Annotated in this window: 19 protein-coding genes and 1 pseudogene; 8 read left to right on the forward strand and 12 right to left on the reverse strand. The window is 39.9% G+C overall.

The window, feature by feature from the left end:
- Positions 1 to 114 precede the first annotated feature (114 nt).
- From FAR12_RS01670 to FAR12_RS24130, 4 genes and pseudogenes are all read right to left on the reverse strand, one after another.
- Positions 115 to 690, reverse strand: a complete 576-nt coding sequence (locus FAR12_RS01670; RefSeq protein ID WP_126405502.1) for a hypothetical protein — start codon at positions 688 to 690, stop codon at positions 115 to 117.
- Complete coding sequence (locus FAR12_RS01675) at positions 687 to 1,673, reverse strand: hypothetical protein (protein WP_126405504.1); 987 nt, start codon at positions 1,671 to 1,673, stop codon at positions 687 to 689. The genes FAR12_RS01670 and FAR12_RS01675 overlap by 4 nt, the downstream gene beginning before the upstream one ends.
- Positions 1,674 to 1,820: 147 nt before the next feature.
- The gene (locus FAR12_RS24125; RefSeq protein ID WP_425456129.1) at positions 1,821 to 2,768 is read right to left on the reverse strand and encodes a methyl-accepting chemotaxis protein; all 948 of its coding nucleotides are present in this window, start codon (positions 2,766 to 2,768) and stop codon (positions 1,821 to 1,823) included.
- A pseudogene (locus FAR12_RS24130) lies at positions 2,760 to 3,803 on the reverse strand (cache domain-containing protein); the annotation flags it as partial. The pseudogene FAR12_RS24130 and the gene FAR12_RS24125, both read right to left, overlap by 9 nt.
- A 145-nt stretch (positions 3,804 to 3,948) precedes the next feature.
- Between FAR12_RS24130 and FAR12_RS01685 the strand changes: the two are divergent.
- Positions 3,949 to 5,652: a DUF2207 domain-containing protein gene (locus FAR12_RS01685; RefSeq protein ID WP_170972048.1), complete on the forward strand. Its 1,704-nt coding sequence runs from the start codon at positions 3,949 to 3,951 to the stop codon at positions 5,650 to 5,652.
- A gap of 50 nt (positions 5,653 to 5,702) precedes the next feature.
- Here the strand turns inward: FAR12_RS01685 and FAR12_RS01690 are convergent, their stop codons facing one another.
- On the reverse strand, positions 5,703 to 6,293 hold the full coding sequence (locus FAR12_RS01690; RefSeq protein WP_126405509.1) for an NADPH-dependent FMN reductase: 591 nt from the start codon (positions 6,291 to 6,293) through the stop codon (positions 5,703 to 5,705).
- A gap of 230 nt (positions 6,294 to 6,523) precedes the next feature.
- On the opposite strand from FAR12_RS01690, the gene FAR12_RS01695 reads away from it, so the two are divergent.
- The 4 genes from FAR12_RS01695 to FAR12_RS01710 all read left to right on the forward strand — a co-directional run bounded on the left by FAR12_RS01695 (position 6,524) and on the right by FAR12_RS01710 (position 9,776).
- Positions 6,524 to 7,054: a helix-turn-helix domain-containing protein gene (locus FAR12_RS01695; protein WP_126405511.1), complete on the forward strand. Its 531-nt coding sequence runs from the start codon at positions 6,524 to 6,526 to the stop codon at positions 7,052 to 7,054.
- A gap of 462 nt (positions 7,055 to 7,516) precedes the next feature.
- Positions 7,517 to 8,341, forward strand: a complete 825-nt coding sequence (locus FAR12_RS01700) for an amino acid ABC transporter substrate-binding protein (protein WP_246010272.1) — start codon at positions 7,517 to 7,519, stop codon at positions 8,339 to 8,341.
- Positions 8,328 to 9,029 carry an amino acid ABC transporter permease gene (locus tag FAR12_RS01705; RefSeq protein WP_126405772.1) on the forward strand — a complete coding sequence of 234 codons (702 nt, stop codon included), beginning with the start codon at positions 8,328 to 8,330 and terminating at the stop codon, positions 9,027 to 9,029. The genes FAR12_RS01700 and FAR12_RS01705 overlap by 14 nt, the downstream gene beginning before the upstream one ends.
- Positions 9,030 to 9,041: 12 nt before the next feature.
- Complete coding sequence (locus FAR12_RS01710; protein ID WP_126405513.1) at positions 9,042 to 9,776, forward strand: amino acid ABC transporter ATP-binding protein; 735 nt, start codon at positions 9,042 to 9,044, stop codon at positions 9,774 to 9,776.
- 209 nt (positions 9,777 to 9,985) lie between these two features.
- On the opposite strand, the gene FAR12_RS01715 is transcribed toward FAR12_RS01710, so the two are convergent.
- Positions 9,986 to 10,555, reverse strand: a complete 570-nt coding sequence (locus FAR12_RS01715) for a YdhK family protein (protein WP_126405515.1) — start codon at positions 10,553 to 10,555, stop codon at positions 9,986 to 9,988.
- Positions 10,556 to 10,754: 199 nt separating this feature from the next.
- Here FAR12_RS01715 and FAR12_RS01720 point away from each other — a divergent pair, with 199 nt between their 5' ends.
- Both FAR12_RS01720 and FAR12_RS23735 read left to right on the forward strand, forming a co-directional pair.
- A complete protein-coding gene (locus FAR12_RS01720; RefSeq protein ID WP_126405517.1) occupies positions 10,755 to 11,378 on the forward strand; it encodes a helix-turn-helix transcriptional regulator in 624 nt (207 codons plus the stop codon).
- Positions 11,379 to 11,518: 140 nt separating this feature from the next.
- The gene (locus FAR12_RS23735; protein ID WP_221767325.1) at positions 11,519 to 11,614 is read left to right on the forward strand and encodes a putative holin-like toxin; all 96 of its coding nucleotides are present in this window, start codon (positions 11,519 to 11,521) and stop codon (positions 11,612 to 11,614) included.
- 152 nt (positions 11,615 to 11,766) lie between these two features.
- Here the strand turns inward: FAR12_RS23735 and FAR12_RS01725 are convergent, their stop codons facing one another.
- The 6 genes from FAR12_RS01725 to FAR12_RS01750 form a co-directional block, all read right to left on the reverse strand.
- On the reverse strand, positions 11,767 to 12,378 hold the full coding sequence (locus FAR12_RS01725) for a superoxide dismutase (RefSeq protein WP_126405519.1): 612 nt from the start codon (positions 12,376 to 12,378) through the stop codon (positions 11,767 to 11,769).
- Between the two features lie 522 nt (positions 12,379 to 12,900).
- A complete protein-coding gene (locus FAR12_RS01730; RefSeq protein ID WP_126405520.1) occupies positions 12,901 to 13,896 on the reverse strand; it encodes an NAD(P)/FAD-dependent oxidoreductase in 996 nt (331 codons plus the stop codon).
- A 21-nt stretch (positions 13,897 to 13,917) separates the two neighbouring features.
- The gene (locus FAR12_RS01735; RefSeq protein ID WP_126405522.1) at positions 13,918 to 14,163 is read right to left on the reverse strand and encodes a YuzB family protein; all 246 of its coding nucleotides are present in this window, start codon (positions 14,161 to 14,163) and stop codon (positions 13,918 to 13,920) included.
- Between the two features lie 32 nt (positions 14,164 to 14,195).
- Positions 14,196 to 14,495 carry a hypothetical protein gene (locus FAR12_RS01740; protein WP_126405524.1) on the reverse strand — a complete coding sequence of 100 codons (300 nt, stop codon included), beginning with the start codon at positions 14,493 to 14,495 and terminating at the stop codon, positions 14,196 to 14,198.
- 93 nt (positions 14,496 to 14,588) lie between these two features.
- Entirely contained in the window at positions 14,589 to 14,885 is a 297-nt protein-coding gene (locus tag FAR12_RS01745) for a hypothetical protein (protein WP_126405526.1), read from the reverse strand.
- Positions 14,886 to 14,989: 104 nt separating this feature from the next.
- Complete coding sequence (locus FAR12_RS01750; RefSeq protein WP_126405528.1) at positions 14,990 to 16,210, reverse strand: DUF5667 domain-containing protein; 1,221 nt, start codon at positions 16,208 to 16,210, stop codon at positions 14,990 to 14,992.
- Positions 16,211 to 16,581: 371 nt separating this feature from the next.
- Here FAR12_RS01750 and FAR12_RS01755 point away from each other — a divergent pair, with 371 nt between their 5' ends.
- Entirely contained in the window at positions 16,582 to 17,157 is a 576-nt protein-coding gene (locus FAR12_RS01755; RefSeq protein WP_126405530.1) for an SDR family NAD(P)-dependent oxidoreductase, read from the forward strand.
- The last annotated feature ends 27 nt before the right edge of the window (positions 17,158 to 17,184 follow it).

Here is a 17,184-nt window from a genome sequence, read left to right on the forward strand (position 1 = left end):
AAAGTTCATCCTAACATCATAAAAAAACGTCCGAAATTCTATACTTTTCGCGATGTTTTCCACCAAATCAAGCTCATATAGCTAAATCAACTTCACTCTCTCAATAAACATTTTCTAGTTTGCCTGACCAGTATCAGGAGGCACTTTCCCAAACTTATGAACTAATATGAGAAGAGTGACTTCCATAATTAAACTGACAATAATAGTGACCACACTTAACCCAGTCGCCCATCCCTCCGCCAGATTTACTAAAAAAGACTGAATTAGTATTACTATTAATGTAGCTGTTATGTATACTTTGCCAGTTTGCTCGGCTCGCTTGACTAGTTCTGCTTCTCCCCATTCCTGAGCTATTCCCGTCATAAACTTTAAAAGGTAAAATACTAATACAAGCTTTAAGATACCTAGACCCGTCATATATGTAGGCCATATTGAATAAGGTGAGACAACTTCATCTGGTGTATTCTGGACAAAAATAGTAGGAATCGATATGAACAAAAGAGCCAGTGCCATTGTTTTTACCTTATATCTGTCACCTAAAGCATTCTTCTCCACTTCCAGTGCGCTAACTCCTGAAAAAACAAGAAAATACCCAAGTGGGTCAGGCAAAATATCAATCACAACAATATGAATCTCCAACAATATAAGCAATAGACCCCAGAAGATTTTTCGAAAAGAAGATTGCATCATTCTTTTTCACCCTCTTTCTCAGCGATCAACTGTTCTATAGCGCGCTGAGTTACATAAGGATGATCGATAATACCCGCATAGCTAACAAACGACTCCCCAGATTCCGTTGTTCCAGTTATTTTAGAAGCTAACTCAAGAAAACTAGTACGATTCGGATTTAGGAACACATTCAAACTTAATCTTTCATCTGTCTCCATCTTAAATGGAAATTCTACATTCTTAAGCAATATGCCCGGAGTATTTTCCCAGTCTACTGACTGTTCCTCAAACCCACTCGGTATATCCTCCCCATCCTCAAGTTCCTTCCGCAACTCTATATCGTCAATATCTACCTTTGCTTTGAAAACATCTGATATTTCATTCGCGAAAGGCACTGAAATGTCTTCTACAGTCAATGGCTTTAAACTAACAAATACACTCTTGCTTTGACCATCATTGCTACCTGAACCCATCCGTTGTTCGAGAATTTCAGGAGTAGAATCATTTATAAGCAAAGCAACTTTCCCAATATTCGCAGTCATCATTTCTTGATTATCAAAATACACTTCCATATTTTCAAATGTCCATCTATCCCCTGGCATCCCCGTCGCGAAAGCCTCCGGGTGAATCCCCACGGTAACAGACTTTAGATAATAATGACGGAATTCCTGCTCTACATGATGGATTGGTTCACTGGTCCCAAAGAATTCGTAGTCAAAGCCGCCAGAATCCACATACACTTCCGCACCATCAATATAGACGTCAACTACATCAACATTGTCATATTTATTCGTTAAATAGTAAAAAGTTAGCTGAATCCCTTCTGATTCATAATAGTTCGTATCCGTTACTTCCTCATCTTCGTTTCGAATAGGCAGTGCTTGTTCATAAAAATGTTTCATAAATATCGGTTCATCAAGTTGCTTAGATTCGAAATACAGGTAATTCCCACCCCAACTAAGGACCACGAGCAACAATCCGATCCACAAATACCTTTCTTTCAAGTTGTTCCCTCCTCAGACCTTTCCATGCGACAATTATACCATTATTTAACAATGCCAAAGGGGATATTTTAATGCTCGCTATACCTCAAATTCACACCTTTCTTATAAAAAAATAGAGCAGCCTTCAAAGCTACTCTATTGTCATTTTTAAAATTTATATTTCTTAATCAGGCTTTGTAGATCGTCAGCCATTTCTGCTAAAGATTTGGCAGATAGAGAGATTTCCTCCATCGATGCCAGTTGTTCTTCGGTTGATGCTGCCACTTCCTCCGAAGTCGCTGCATTGCTTTTCGCGGTATCAGCAATTTCCATAACCGTAACGTCTACTTCCTGTAAGCCCGCAGACATTTGCTGAGCCGTTGAAGAAATGTTCTCCATTTGCGGAATAATGTCTCTCATACTTATTAAAATCTCATTGAATCGACGAATGGCTTCTTTCGATACATCAAGACCGTCATTCACATCATTAGTAACTTGATTCATCTTCTTCACTGTTGCAACAGTATCCTTTTGAATCGCCTGAATGATTTCAGCAATTTGCTTTGCTGAAGCCTGAGATTGCTCCGCTAATTTTCTTACCGAATCAGCCACGACTGCAAATCCTTTTCCAGCCTCGCCAGCACGTGCTGCTTCAATCGCTGCATTTAAGGCAAGCAGATTCGTTTCATCCGAGATTCCCGTAATGACTTCAAGAATGGAGCCAATTTCATTTGAACGTTTCGCTAATAGTTGAATAATTTCGTTCGACTCTTGGACAGATAAAGAAATAGATTCCATTTGGCTTACCGTTTTGCTCACCGATTGACCGCCTTCTTCTGCCTTGTCTGTTGTTTCCTTTGTTAAATCGGTCACAACAAGTGCACTTTTGGCAATCAGCATCGAACCTTGAGAGACTTCATTGATGGCCGCTACTGACTCATCAATACTATGCGTTTGTTTTTCTGCACCACTTGCTACCTCTACAATTGCAGATGCTACCTGCTCCGTTGCTTGGCTAGTTTGCTCAGCACTTGCCGTTAATTCATCTGATGACGCCGCAAGTTGAACAGAATTGTCTTGAATCTTACTTAATAGATCGCGAAGATTCCCTTGCATCTCACTAAAGGAACGACTTAACTGGCCAATCTCATCCTTTGCGCTAGAATCGATTGTTTTCGTAAGATCACCTTCGCCAATTTCTTTAGCAGTCTGCTGCAAACCATTTAATCGTTTCTTAATCGAACGGACAAGCAAGATCACAATGATTGCTCCGATTAAAAAGGAAATTCCCATAACAATCAGGTTTGTCGTGATAATCGGTTGAGCAGTTTCCCTTACTTCCTGAGTAAAGAAAGTTCCTCCAATTTTCCAACCGGTAATTTCATTCGTAACAAAGGCCATTTCTTTTTCGTCACCTTTGAACGAATAGCTAAAGTCCCCTGACTCTTCCTTATAAAGATTGTCAAAAAACTTTTCTTCCGCTGGTGCACCAACTTCTACATTTGGAGCAACAACATAGTTTTTATTTTGATCGAGTAAAATCGCATAACCTTTTTTACCAATAACAACATCTTTCGTCACTTCCTGAAGCTCCGTGATGTTCAAATCGATCCCGAATACACCCGATCCATCACCGATCGACTGTGAAACGGTCACAACCATATCACCAGTACCTGCATCCACATAGGGACTGCTTACGATTGCTTGGCCTTTTTTTGATTCAGCATCCGTAAACCACTGACGACCTGTTGGATCAAAGTCTGCAGGCAATTCGAGCTCTGGATATGTAATCATCCGTCCATCGGATGTCCCAACATAAACAGTTTGAACTTCTGGATGAAGCCCAATGTACTGCTTTAGCTTTTGTACAATTGCAGAACTCTCACTTCCATCTCCATAAGTATCAGAAGTAATGGTTTCTGAAAAAAAGTTCGCATCATGTACTTTAGGAGCAAATGTATGATCAAGATTCGAGTTCAATAATGAAACGCTACTCTTTGCCCCTTCTAATAATTCATTTCCTAACTCTTTTTCCGCGCTTGAAAAAGCAAAAAAACTGACAATAAACGTAGGGATTACTAGCATAATTGCAAAAGTAACATATAACTTCACCGCTAAGCTCATTCTAAATTTAGGAATGAATTTTTTCATATACCTTCTTGCCTCTTTCTTTAGTAAAATAGTTGTGTTTTACTGTATATCGACAGAAAACGAGCGATTTCAACAGGAAATTATTCCTAAATATTGAAACCTTTTTTACAAAATTCCGTATATCGATTAAAGAGAGGTGTTCATGGTGCATAGAAAAATTTTTTCCGCAATTTTCGTTAGTCTTTTGACTGTCGTATTCTTGTTTCCAATCACGAGCTTGGCTGCTGACTTTTCGATCACCCAAGTGAGAATCGATGCTTTTTTACAAGAGAATGGGAACGTCGAAGTTCAGGAAACCCATACGTACTCCTTTGATGGAGATTTTAACGGGATTACTAGAGAAATTATTCCGAAAAAAGGTACGAGTATTTCAAAGCTCAAGGCAAGTGAGAACGGGAAATCGTTGAAAGTGGAAAAAGAAGACGATTTATACAAGATTTATCGTAAAGGCGAAGATGAATTAATTACCGTTGATCTAGCGTATACAATCAAAAACGGGATCGATAAATACGCCGATGTAGCGGAATTTTATTGGCCATTTTTCGATGACCGGAATGAATCCCCCTATGGAAATATGACCATCGTTGTTCATCCACCTAGCGAGACTTCCGATGTGATTGCCTATGGGGAAGATGAAGCCTTTGATACAGAGATGGTCCAAAACGACGGTTCAGTGATTTTTCAACTAGGTGAAGTTCCAGAAGGTGAAAATGGAGATATACGTGTCGCATACGACGCTACCCTTTTTCCTAGCGCGAATATTGCTGCCGATAAAAATATGAAGGATTCGATATTACAGGACAGACAGGAGCTTTATGAAAAAGCCGCTGCACGTGCAGAAATGAGAGAAACTCTTGGTGGCGTTTCTTTCGTCGTAGTCATGGTATTTACGGGGATCCTGTTGCTGTTTGGAATTGTGGCTTACATGCGAGCAAAGGCAAGAGAATTAGAGGTCGAACGAAGAAGCGGGCAATCTTCTCTCATTCCGAAGGAAGAATTGAGCATGCCGGCAACACTCTATTTTATTAAGGGCCTTCTTCCTGCTGATGCGATAGCAGCTGCACTCCTTGATTTGGTGCGAAAAGGTTATGTTAAAAAGTTAGAGGATGACCGTTTTCGATTCGTAAGCTCGGCTCGTGCCTTAGAACATGAGCAAATGCTACTCGAATTTCTATTTGACGAAATTGGTTCTGGCGGAGAATTTAGTTTTTCGGATTTAAAAGCCTACACAAAAAGAAAGAGTAATCATGAGAAATACCACACGAAAATGACGCAGTGGCAGCAGGCTGTCCAGCAAGAAGTAAAAGAAAGAAGTTTGTTTGAAAAGAACGGAAAGCTTCGTTGGCTGTTTGCCATTTTCGGTATCCTCTTGTTTGGTTTTGGAATTTATGTGTTAGTGTACGAACTATTTGGGTGGTTCTTCGCATGCTTTGGATTATTTGTGGCTTATATAATCTTAGCTCTCGTTTATCGGCCAAAGACAACGGAAGGCCTACAGATTATGACCGGCTGGCGATTGATGAAGGAGCGATTAGAAAGCCTTTCGACGAAGGAATGGGAAGACTTATCTACAGATGAGCAAATGCGTGGCTATATTTTTGGAATCGGGATGAATGATAAAAAGGTTATCGCTCGGAACAAAGAGCTGATTCAATCATTCCAGCGTCCTGCTCATCACAATCAGGACGATTGGATCGTTTTCAATTCGTTATTTCTTATTGGCCCACTGGCCTCTTCTCATTTTCAATCAGCCGATCGGACCATACAATCTACCGTAAACACCACATCAAGTACAACTGGTGGAGGCGGCGGTGTTGGTGGCGGTGGCGGAGGTTCAGGTGCTTTCTAAAGCAAAAAAGGTTAATCAGCCATTTGCGGCATGATTAACCTTTTCTCTTTTTAGCGAATTGTTTTTAAAGCTTTACCCCAAGCGTTAACTTGGTCAAGCATTAAGTTTACGTTATCTAAGTGCATATCCTGCGGCTTGAAAGTTGAGAAGTTTTCAAAGTCAGTGAATAAAGATAATGTTGGATGTGTACGAACGTCCGCAATCATTAATTCTCCCATGATGCCACGTAGGTGTTCTGCTGCACGAGCTCCACCAGTTGAACCATAGCTGACAATACCAGCAGATTTGTTGTTCCAAGCTTCGCGAGCATAGTCAAGAGCATTTTTAAGAGCTCCAGTAATACTGTGGTTGTATTCCTGAACGATGAATACAAATCCATCTAGGCTAGCTAATTTTTCGTTCCAAGCAGCTGCGCCTGGTGCTTCACCTTCACCTAATAAAGGTAATTTATATTCAGCGATATCAACGATCTCATAATTTGCATCTCCACGCTTGTCAGCGATTGATTTTACCCATTCTCCAACTTGTGGACTTACGCGTCCGTCACGTGTACTACCTAAGATAATCCCGATGTTTAGTTTTTCAGTCATTACTTCTTCCTCCTTAGTTGTTTTCTTAAAAAGTTTGTCTAAGAAACCCATGTTACTGCACCACCAGTTTTACTTTATTAGAATGAATTATTCGGTAAAATTCCATACAAATTAGATAATGGAATTTTAACTCATACTAAGAAAAACTTTTGATGAACAGTTAGTTTCTTAATATGAATAATTTATATGTATAAGATAACAAAATCCACTATGGAATGTCAAACATTTTTTTGGTAATATAGAACTAAGTTTTCTATTATGAAACGGTTGGGGGTGTTAAGGTGGATATTGGGTCGAAGATTCGCGCCATCCGAAACAGAAAAAAAATTACAATTGCGCAAATGTGTGAAGCAACAGGACTATCTAAGGGATTTATCAGCAATGTGGAAAACAACAACACTTCTCCATCGATCAGCACATTGCAAACGATTGCCAATTTTTTGGAAGTACCTTTGCCGTATTTGTTGTTAGAAAAAAAAGAGCAGCTACAAGTCGTACGTAAAAATGAAAGAACTCAATCCTTCGATAAGGATTCAAAAATAGAGCTCGTCGGTTCGATTGGCAGTTTGAAAATGAACATGTTAGAGCTTCCACCTGGTGCGACCATGGAAAATTCAGATGCACAGGCAGGACAAGAATGCCATTTGGTCTTGCAGGGAAAAGTCATTGCTGAACAAGGAGAAGAATCCGTGGTATTAGAAGAAGGAGATTCTTTTTGCTGTAACACGTGCGTTCCGCATAAAGTGAAAAATATCGGTGAGGAGAAAGCAGTTGTGCTGGTCGCCGGTCGTAAGGAAATGGAAATGAAATAAGGAATTTGATGCACCGTCCCAGTTATGGGGCGGTTTTTGTTGTTTTGGAGGTCTTGTAGTTGTATGTGTGGGCCGTATTTCAGCTGTTTTTGTTGTTTTTGTAGGTTATTTGGGTTGCTTGACTTGCTTGGCGACCATATATCGGCGGTTATTCGATATTATCGGCGAAAACTGAAATATATCAGCGGTTTTCGGGTTTTATCGGCGAAAATCCAGATATATCGGCGAAAAATCAATTATATCGGCGAAACGCCTTAGCCTGCTGTCCCTCCCAAAACAGGATATCGGTCTTTATAAATTTTTATCGGTCTTCGTTGCAATATTTCGGTCTTCAATTAAATATTTCGGTCTTCAGCACAATATATCGGTCTAACGCAAAATGGGTCCTCGAAATAACACATAATAAAAGCCCTACTTGTTGGGAAGATTACTCCTATATGAAGATTTGAGGAGGCAGAGAAAGTGACCAAGAAATATCGTATATTTTTCATCCTGCTATTATGCTTCGGACTTACCTTTTTAACTAGTTGCGGAAACAACCAAAACGATGAAACTAAAAAAGAGGAAACAACAGATAAAGGAGACGACCTCCTATCCAAGGTAAAAGATGAAGGAAAATTATTAATTGGAACAGAAGGTACCTACCCTCCTTTTACCTTCCATGATGATAAAGGAGACCTTACTGGGTTCGATGTGGAAATTGCTAGAGAAGTCGCGAAAAGACTCGACGTGGAACCTGAATTTTTAGAAACCCAATGGGACGCCATATTTGCCGGTCTTGATGCAAAGCGATTTGATATGATCGCCAATCAAGTTGGGATTCGCGAGGATCGCCAAGAAAAATATGATTTTTCCGACCCTTATATTACTTCAGCAGCGGTTTTAGTCGTCACAAAGGATAACGAAGACATCAAAAGTTTCGAGGATATTAAGGGATTAAAATCAGCCCAGTCGTTAACAAGCAATTATGGTGACATTGCGAAACAATATGAAGCAGAACTTGTCGGTGTGGAAGGCTTTAACCAAGCTATTGAGCTCCTGAACTCTGGTCGTGTAGACGTCACGATTAATGACAAATTGACCGTACTCGATTATTTGAAGCAACGACCTGATGCCAATGTAAAAATCGCGGCCACACACGATGATGCTTCGCAAAGTGGCCTCATGTTCAGAAAAAATAGTGATACCCTCGTAGAAGAAGTCAACAAGGCCCTGAAGGAAATGATTGATGACGGGACTTATCTAAAAATTTCTGAGAAATGGTTTGGTGAAGATGTACTTAAATAGCATTATCTCGGATCCAGAAAGACTAGAACGACTAATCGATATCGCTCAAAGTTCCCTCCTGCCGATGCTGGAGGGGGCTATTTTATATACGATTCCCCTCACCCTCATTACCTTTGTATTGGGACTCATTTTAGCCGTGTTAACAGCTTTAGCACGCATTTCGAAGATTAAAATTCTACAATTTATCGCGCGAATTTATATTTCAGCCATCCGAGGCACACCGCTATTAGTGCAATTATTCATCATCTTTTACGGCTTGCCAACACTTGGGTTAACGATTGACCCCTTCCCTTCAGCGGTCATTGGCTTTTCATTAAATATCGGTGCCTATGCTTCGGAAATCATTCGTGCAGCGATTTTATCCATACCGAAAGGGCAATGGGAGGCGGGATATTCAATCGGCATGTCCTACACCCAAGCGATGAGGCGAATCATTTTACCACAAGCATCAAGAGTTTCCGTCCCACCCCTTTCAAACACATTTATTAGTCTGGTAAAAGATACATCTCTCGCATCGCTTATTCTAGTCACAGAAATGTTCAGGCGCGCGCAGGAAATTGCTGCTACCAACTACGAGTTCTTGCTATTGTATACGGAAGCAGCCATTCTTTACTGGATCATATGCTTCATCTTATCGATTGGCCAAGGACGATTAGAAGCGCGACTCGATCGATACACCGCAAATTAAGGAGTTTATAAGATGATTTCCATTCAAGGTCTAACCAAAAGCTTCGATCAATTAGAAGTATTAAAAGGAATTGATCTTTCCGTTGAAAAAGGCCAAGTAGTCGTTGTGATCGGCCCTTCTGGTTCTGGTAAAACAACATTGCTACGATGCTTAAATATTCTAGAAGTGCCGACAAATGGAGTTGTCTCGATTGGGGAGAAAATACTCGACTTTTCGCGACACGTTTCCAATAAAGAGATTGTTGAGTTCAGAAGGCAAACAGGTATGGTGTTTCAAAGCTACAACCTTTTTCCTCATAAAACAGCTTTGGAAAACGTGATGGAAGGACCGCTTGTAGTGAAAAAAGAAGGTCGAGAAGCGGTTCGAAAAAAAGCTGAAGCCCTACTATCGAAAGTTGGTCTTGGCGATAAGATCGACTATTACCCTTTTCAGTTATCTGGCGGGCAACAGCAGCGTGTTGGAATCGCTCGTGCCTTAGCGATGGAACCGAATGTCCTACTGTTTGACGAACCGACATCAGCACTCGACCCGGAACTTGTCGGCGAAGTACTAAAAGTCATGAAGGACCTTGCTAAAGAAGGCATGACGATGGTTGTCGTAACTCATGAAATGCGCTTTGCCAAGGAAGTGGCGAATGAGGTCATTTTTATGGAGGATGGCGTAGTCGTTGAAAAAGGCGAGCCTGAGGAAATTTTTGTTGCACCAAAGGAAGAACGAACACGTCAATTTTTAAGAATGATCCAATAATAGGTAAGAGAATGGGAGGCACGATCGTCGATTTTAGCAAGTGTACTTCCTCTCCTCCTCAACCTTCACACCAATCTCATTTTTCTGCATTCAGTGTGGCAAACATGCAGAAATGCGGATATTCGTGCGTATTATTACTAATGAGAACTACTTGAATAGAGAGAACTCTAAACCCAAACAAAAAAATCCGCCTCAAAGTCTGAGACAGATCACTTCATTGGAGAAAGTTCGCTCTCCGTTACCCATTTATGATTTTTCACTACTTGCCCATCAGCAGTTGTGAAATCGATCATGTACACTGTCGTATCTTCTGCTGTATCGATCGTCACCGTTGCATCTGCCATTCCTTCCATATGAGAAGCGTCTGTTTTCGCCTCTTCACCTGGCGCAAGCAGCTCATCCCCAGCATCGAGCAGCTCTTCATGAATAACCCATTTATGGTTATCGACCTTGTCACCGCCGTTTGTCGGTATATAAGAAATCGCATAGACAGTAGTGCTATAAGCCCCAACGATTTTCGCCTCTGCTCCCTTCATTCCTGCCATATGATCGGACTCAATAACAGCTTTACTTCCAACCTCGAATGTTGGATTTTCCGCTTCCTTCAATCCTTCTGGAACTTCTCCTGAGCTAGACATATCCATATGTTTATGGCCTGTTCCATCAGCATGTTCCCCGTTCTCAGCATCAGCAGTCTCTTCCGACTCTTCGGAACAAGCTGTTATTGGGAATAATAGTGCTCCTATCAACAAGAATAAACCTATCCGTTTTTTCTGCATAAAAAGTATTCCTCCTTTGGTAGTTAAGAATAGTTTTACCCAAAAATTGCAAAGCCGAACAAATGAGTAAAATGATTTTTTTCAAAAACGCTGCACCTTTTATTTTTTTATACTTTCTAGTATAATTAACTACAATATAGTCGTCGTTCAGTAGTGCTTGGCACTGCTTTTTATTTTACAAAGAATCGAGGTGTTTTTCTTGGCTGCAAAAATCACAACGAAAGAGCGAATCCTTGATTTGCTTAAAAGACAAGGCTCCGTCACAGTGAACGAACTCACCGACCATTTAAGCATTTCTCATATGGCAGTCAGAAAACATCTTGATAGCCTGCAAAAAGACAACATCATTTCATCGAAAGAAATCAAACAACCGATTGGAAGACCCCTTCAAATGTATCTCCTAACCGATACTGGGGACAACTTGTTCCCGAAAAATTACGAAGGTCTCACTCTCGAATTTTTAGAAGATATGAAAGAACTTTATGGAGAGGATTCCATTCAAAAATTATTCCAGAAACGGGAAGAACGTCTCACTACAGAATATACAAAAAGACTCGCGAAAAAGACAAATAAAGAAAAAATACATGAGATCGCTAATATCCAGAACGAAAAGGGATATATGGCAGATGTCACAGAAATTGATGCACAAACATTTGAATTGATTGAATATAATTGCCCGATTATGGCCGTAGCGAATGAATTTAAAACCGCGTGTCAATGCGAAACGAATTTATTTAAGAATGTCCTGGGTACGAAAGATGTTCGCCGTGTTAGCTGTAAAACCGACGGCAATGATCATTGTAAATTTCTCATTCAGGTCTAAAAATGGAACGGACGCTTATTAGAAGAACGGATAAGTGGCAATAATGAAGAAGTAACGAAATAGTGTGTTCAAGGGCGGTCGGCATCTCTTATTCTGAAACTTTTCGGCCAAATTTGCGAAAAGGGAAGGAGATGATGCCGATGTCAGTATATGAAGGCTTGACTCTCATGATCGGTTTTGCAAGCTTGGTCGTGTCTGTTGTAGCTTTGGCATATACTTTTTCTAGAAAAAAGTAAAACCGCCCTTTGAGCTTGCCAGCCTGGGCGGTTTTCTGTCCTAATCGCTGATCGCTTTTGAAGCGATACTATTTTGTTACAGGACCATTTGGTGTTACCAGCACCGAATGGTCTTTTTTATTATTATTTCTTTTTTTAAAGATAATATAACTTTATTTTGCAGCTGCAAAAAGCTTGTTCACTTCATCCCAGTTTACTACATTGAAGAATGCTTGAACGTAGTCAGGGCGTCTGTTTTGATAGTTAAGATAGTAAGCATGCTCCCAAACATCAAGACCAAGGATTGGAGTCTTGCCTTCCATTACTGGGCTATCTTGGTTTGGTGTGCTAGTAATTGCAAGTTGACCATTGTCAACAACTAACCAAGCCCAACCAGAACCGAAACGGCCTGCTGCAGCCTTTGCAAATTCAGCTTTGAACTCATCAAAGCTACCGAATGCTGCGTTAATTGCTTCTGCTACTTCGCCTGTTGGATTTCCGCCACCTGCTGGTGAAAGAAGAGTCCAGAATAGGCTGTGGTTAGCATGACCGCCACCATTGTTACGTACAGCTGTACGGATGCTTTCAGGAACAGCATCAAGGTTCGCGATTAATTCCTCAATGCTCTTGCTTGCTAGATCGTCGTGACCTTCAAGTGCTGCATTTAAGTTGTTTACATAAGTTGCATGGTGACGATCGTGGTGGATCATCATTGTTGTTTCATCGATATGTGGCTCAAGTGCGTTGTTTGCATAAGGTAATGCTGGTAATTCGTATTTAGACATGTGAATTCCTCCCAATATGTAATGTTTACCTTTTCATTGTATTTTCTTTTGCGGACTTTTTCAACTAAAAAGTATAAAAACTAGAGATATTATGTTCATTAGGACAGAGTTCACTGGATTTTTATAAAAGTTGTCTTCATGGTTGGCTCATGCGGACAGCTTTCATCGGATTCTTGTAATAGTTGTCTTCATGGACGCTTCATGCGGACAGCTTTCATCCGATTCTTGTAATAGTTGTCTTCATGGACGCTTCATGCGGACAGCTTTCATCCGATTCTTGTAATAGTTGTCTTCATGGACGCTTCATGCGGACAACTTTCTCCGGTTTCTGATAATAGGTGTCTTCATGGACTCTCCATGCGGACAGCTTTCACTGGATCCTTGAGAAAGTGTCTTCATGAACTCTCCATGCGGACATTTTTCTCGGGTTTTCCCAAAACTGTGTCTTCATGAACACCAACTCCATCCGAACTTTAGAAAAATTGCTCCACGGCACTAAGCCTAAGGAGCAATTGTTAAATCTTATTTAAACAAATCCGAACTATGCGGGACATGCTTTTTCGCAGTTGGGTCCACATAATGCTTAGCTGCATTAATAGCAACAGGAGCTTCACCAAATCCACTTGCGATCAACTTCACTTTGCCTTCATACGTACAAATATCTCCTACAGCATAAACGCCTTCGATATTTGTTTCCATTTTGGAGTTAACGATAATGGAGTTTCTCTCAATATCGAGTCCCCATTCCTTAATCGGCCCTAATGCAGACACGAAACCATAATTGACGATAACCGCATCGACATCAAGCGTTTCCTTCTCTTCCGTCGTTACATGTTGCAACACAACTTGGTTGATTTGATTTTCGTCACCAATTAATTCAGCAGGAACATAAGGTGTCTTAATCTCAACCATTGAATTCTTAAGGTTTTCAACACTGTGTTCATGCGCACGGAATTTATCACGACGGTGCACAAGCGTTACTTTTTCAGCAATAGGTTCGAGCATCATAGCCCAGTCAACCGCAGAATCTCCCCCGCCGAAGACCACTACTTTTTTACCAGCAAAATGGTTCAAATCATTAATGAAGTAATGCAGATTCTTTCCTTCATACTGTGCCCCATTTTCAAGCTCAATTCGGCGCGGTTGGAATGCTCCAACGCCAGCTGTGATAATAACGGCCTTTGTGTAGTGCACCTCTTCGCCTGTCGTTAATTTAAAATTACCGTTTTCCTCTTTTTCTAACCCTTCGACAGTCTGTCCTAAAACAACTGTTTGTGAAAAAATAGACATTTGTTCCTTCAAGCGATCGACAAGCTCCTGAGCGCGGACCTTTGGAAATCCAGCTATATCGTAAATATATTTTTCCGGATATAAAGTAGACAATTGCCCACCTAGTTGTGGAAGACTCTCAATGATTTTCACAGAAAGCTGTCTCATACCTCCGTAAAATGCTGTGAACAGTCCCACTGGACCTCCACCAATAATCGTAATGTCGTATACTTTTTGATCTTCTTTCAAAACGCTTCCTCCTCTTGCTGCTTATGCAAAAATCGATAGTTCGATTTCAATTTGTTTTTTGATTAATTCAAGACATTCTTCGGCCGTTTTTGCAAAAATCTTTTTCCCATTCACGATAGCGTATGGCCGTTTTGCACACATACCACAGAAAGATAGACAGCTACTTTCAATCACTGCAACCTCCGGATATTCTTCTTCTAAAATCGCTTCAATATCAAGTGCCTTGATTAAGCTTGCATCACAAATGTCAACAATGACAATTCCCATAGCTGTTCCACCTCCTGGTTTTATAAAAAGTCTCAGCTCTTCGCTGTAATTGTTAGCTTAACAGACTCACCTTCCAGCCTCTCCAGAAATTCCATCATATCATACTCGTCAATAAAAAAATCGTTTACGTACTTTATACCCCTATGATAAGCTTGCGAACCTTCAAAATAGAAGATTTCAGCTTCCCCTTTAAATGAGGCATCCCCAACATGAAGCTCTATCTGCTTTCCATTATAATCACTAAGTGCTTTCGCAATCGGCACATTATCAATCTCCATCACATCAGAACCCTTGATCCGCCGTAATTGAATAACTCCTTCCAATACAAACATGTTGCTTCTCCTCTTATTTGTTTTTATACTAAAAAGTATAAAAAGTTAATACAAAAATTAAACCATGAATAGCGGATTTGTTCAATACCTATGTTAGTAATCTGCTTTTTCAGAATTCTGAGGGTTCCGATAAGAACGAATCGTTGTTTTTAAGGAAGCATAGCTTCCAATTGCCGAATACCCATAAAAGTAGCCCATGAATATACCTGCGACGAAATCTCCTCGATGGGCAAAAAAAATTGAGATACATAAACCGATGATAAGAGCCATTAATGGAACATATTTTTTCGGAACCTTAAGGAACAATTTAAGGACTTGGGTCAACACCATCACAATCGGAATGGCAATGACGGCGTCCCAAAAATTAGTATGTATGGTTGGAAAATTCATAGTTGATCACCGCCTAATTTTAGGCTCTCCCCATGCAAATCTATTTATTCTTCCTCTGATTTTCTACAGACAAAAAGAGTAGGAGGCTAACCTACTCTTTGCTATTATTTATCCTCTTTTTGCTTTTTTTCAGCTTTCTTGGCTACTTCCTTTGCTTTTTCTTCTGCCTTTTTTGCTTCTTCTTTTACCTTTTCCTCAGCCTTCTTTGCCGTTTCCTTTGCCTTCTCTTCAGCTTTTTTTGCTTCTTCTCTTACCTTTTCTTCCACTTTCTTTGCCTCTTCAAGTTGCTTCACTTCTTGTTTCTTTACAGTTGTAGCTTGTTTTTCCCCAGTTTGTACTTCATTAATAGTCTCTTCAGTTACTTTTACTACCTCATTGTTTATTTCCTCAACATCTCGAACTTCTTCTTCTTCAATTTTTTTCTTTTTCTTTCTTAATTCTTCTTCTAGCTTCGCCATTTCACGGTCTGCTTCTTCAGAAGTAACTTGTCCACTTGCCGCTTTTTCTTGAATGTTCTTCATTTTTTCAGCAAATCTACCATCAGCTTCCTCAATCTTTGCCACTTTCTTTTCAAGTTTTTCGAATGACTTTTGAATATTTTTTATGATGGCTTGTTGAGCTTTCGGATTTTCAATTTTCTCTAATACAACAAGTAGCGCGTCAATGTTATGAGCAAGTTTGTTTTCCACAAAATCTTCATTAAGAGCTTCTTCATCGCCTTCATTTTCTGTTACTAACTCTTCTGTACTTTCTTCTTCAGTAGTTGTTTCTTTTTCACCATCTATATTTTCACTAGCAAGATCTTGCATTGAAATGGCTTCTTTTAGAAGTTCCTCGGCCTCTTCATTCTTACCTTCAGAAATCAAAGCATTTGCTTCAGCAATACGTTCTGCCGCAAAATCTGCTAAAAGGCGAGCTTCTTTGTAATTATCTGTCGTAACAGCAAGTCTTACTTTTTCCATCATGATTTTTACAAAATAGAATAAGTCTCCAGGAATTAATGATGGTTCCTCTTCTTGACTATCTTCTTGGGTATCTGCATCTTTAGATTCTTCTGTTTCCTCTACTGCATCTTCAGTTCCTTCAATTACTTCTAGTCCAGTCTCTCCAGTCGTCGTTTCATCTTCCACTACCACATTTTCTTCAGTTTCAGTATCAGACACTTCTTCAACAGGAGTTACAGTCTCTTCTGTTTCTGTGATGCTAAGGTCTTCTTGCACAGTTGAATCCTCGTTAGCAAAAGCAGCAGGTGTTGTTATTGAAAAAACCAGTGCCGTTGTAAGAGTACCGCTAATGATAGACTTCTTTAAATTCCCATTCTTCATGTGTAATTTCCCCCTAATGGTTTGTACTAGAGTATTCGACTAAATCTGTCATTTTGCGTCCATAATTCTAAAAAAATATTATCTTTTTTTCTTAATGATTAACATGCTAAATAATTTCCAAGTCCTGATCAGTACCCATTATGATAGAGAAATCTTATCGTTTTTGATTATTATTAAAGAGGTGATTTATGCGATACTTATGTTAAAGACCGTCGATTGAACGTTAAAACAGCTATCTATGTGCTTATTATCTTGTCTTCGAGTTCTTTTCACACTATTTTATAATACCTAATTAATGATTCATTTTTTTAGTTGCAAAAGTAATTAAGTTTGAAAATATAGAAGAGTATTTGTAAGAAAGGGTGAGAGGTTTGGAGAAACAAGAACATGTTTTAGTTGTTGGAGGCTTTGGCATGCTAAAAGGTGTGGTGGAATTTTTTATAGTGCAAGGTATGGCCGTCTCAGTCGTTGGTCGCACTCTTTCAAAAATGCAGAATCTAGCGCAAGAGTTTAAAAACCTACCTGGTACCATGAATCCTATAGCGATCGACTATACAAATACGGATGATTTCATTCGAGCGATTTCCCATGCCATTACACAGTATGGTCCCATTACCACATCGGTAAATTGGATTCACAGCACGGCTCCTCATGCTCCGCAAGCTTTATTGGAATTGCAAAATACGTCATCTCCAGATAGTACCTTTTTACGATTGCTTGGTAGTGCGTATGGAAACCCCGAAAAGAAATCAAATGACCAAGATTTCATGAAAAAGGCATACCCAAACATTCACTATAGGGAAGTTATTTTAGGATTTGTGTTAGAGGTTGCTTCTTCTCGTTGGCTCACCCATCAAGAAATTTGCCAGGGTGTTATTGAAACAATCGAAGATCCAGTTGCCCAGAAGATAATTGGAACTGTGTCTCCTTGGTCAAAGCGACCATAATTTGGCCATCCCAATAGAAAAACGGTA

This window comes from Bacillus yapensis, assembly GCF_005280205.1.
GTDB lineage: Bacteria > Bacillota > Bacilli > Bacillales > Cytobacillaceae > Robertmurraya > Robertmurraya yapensis.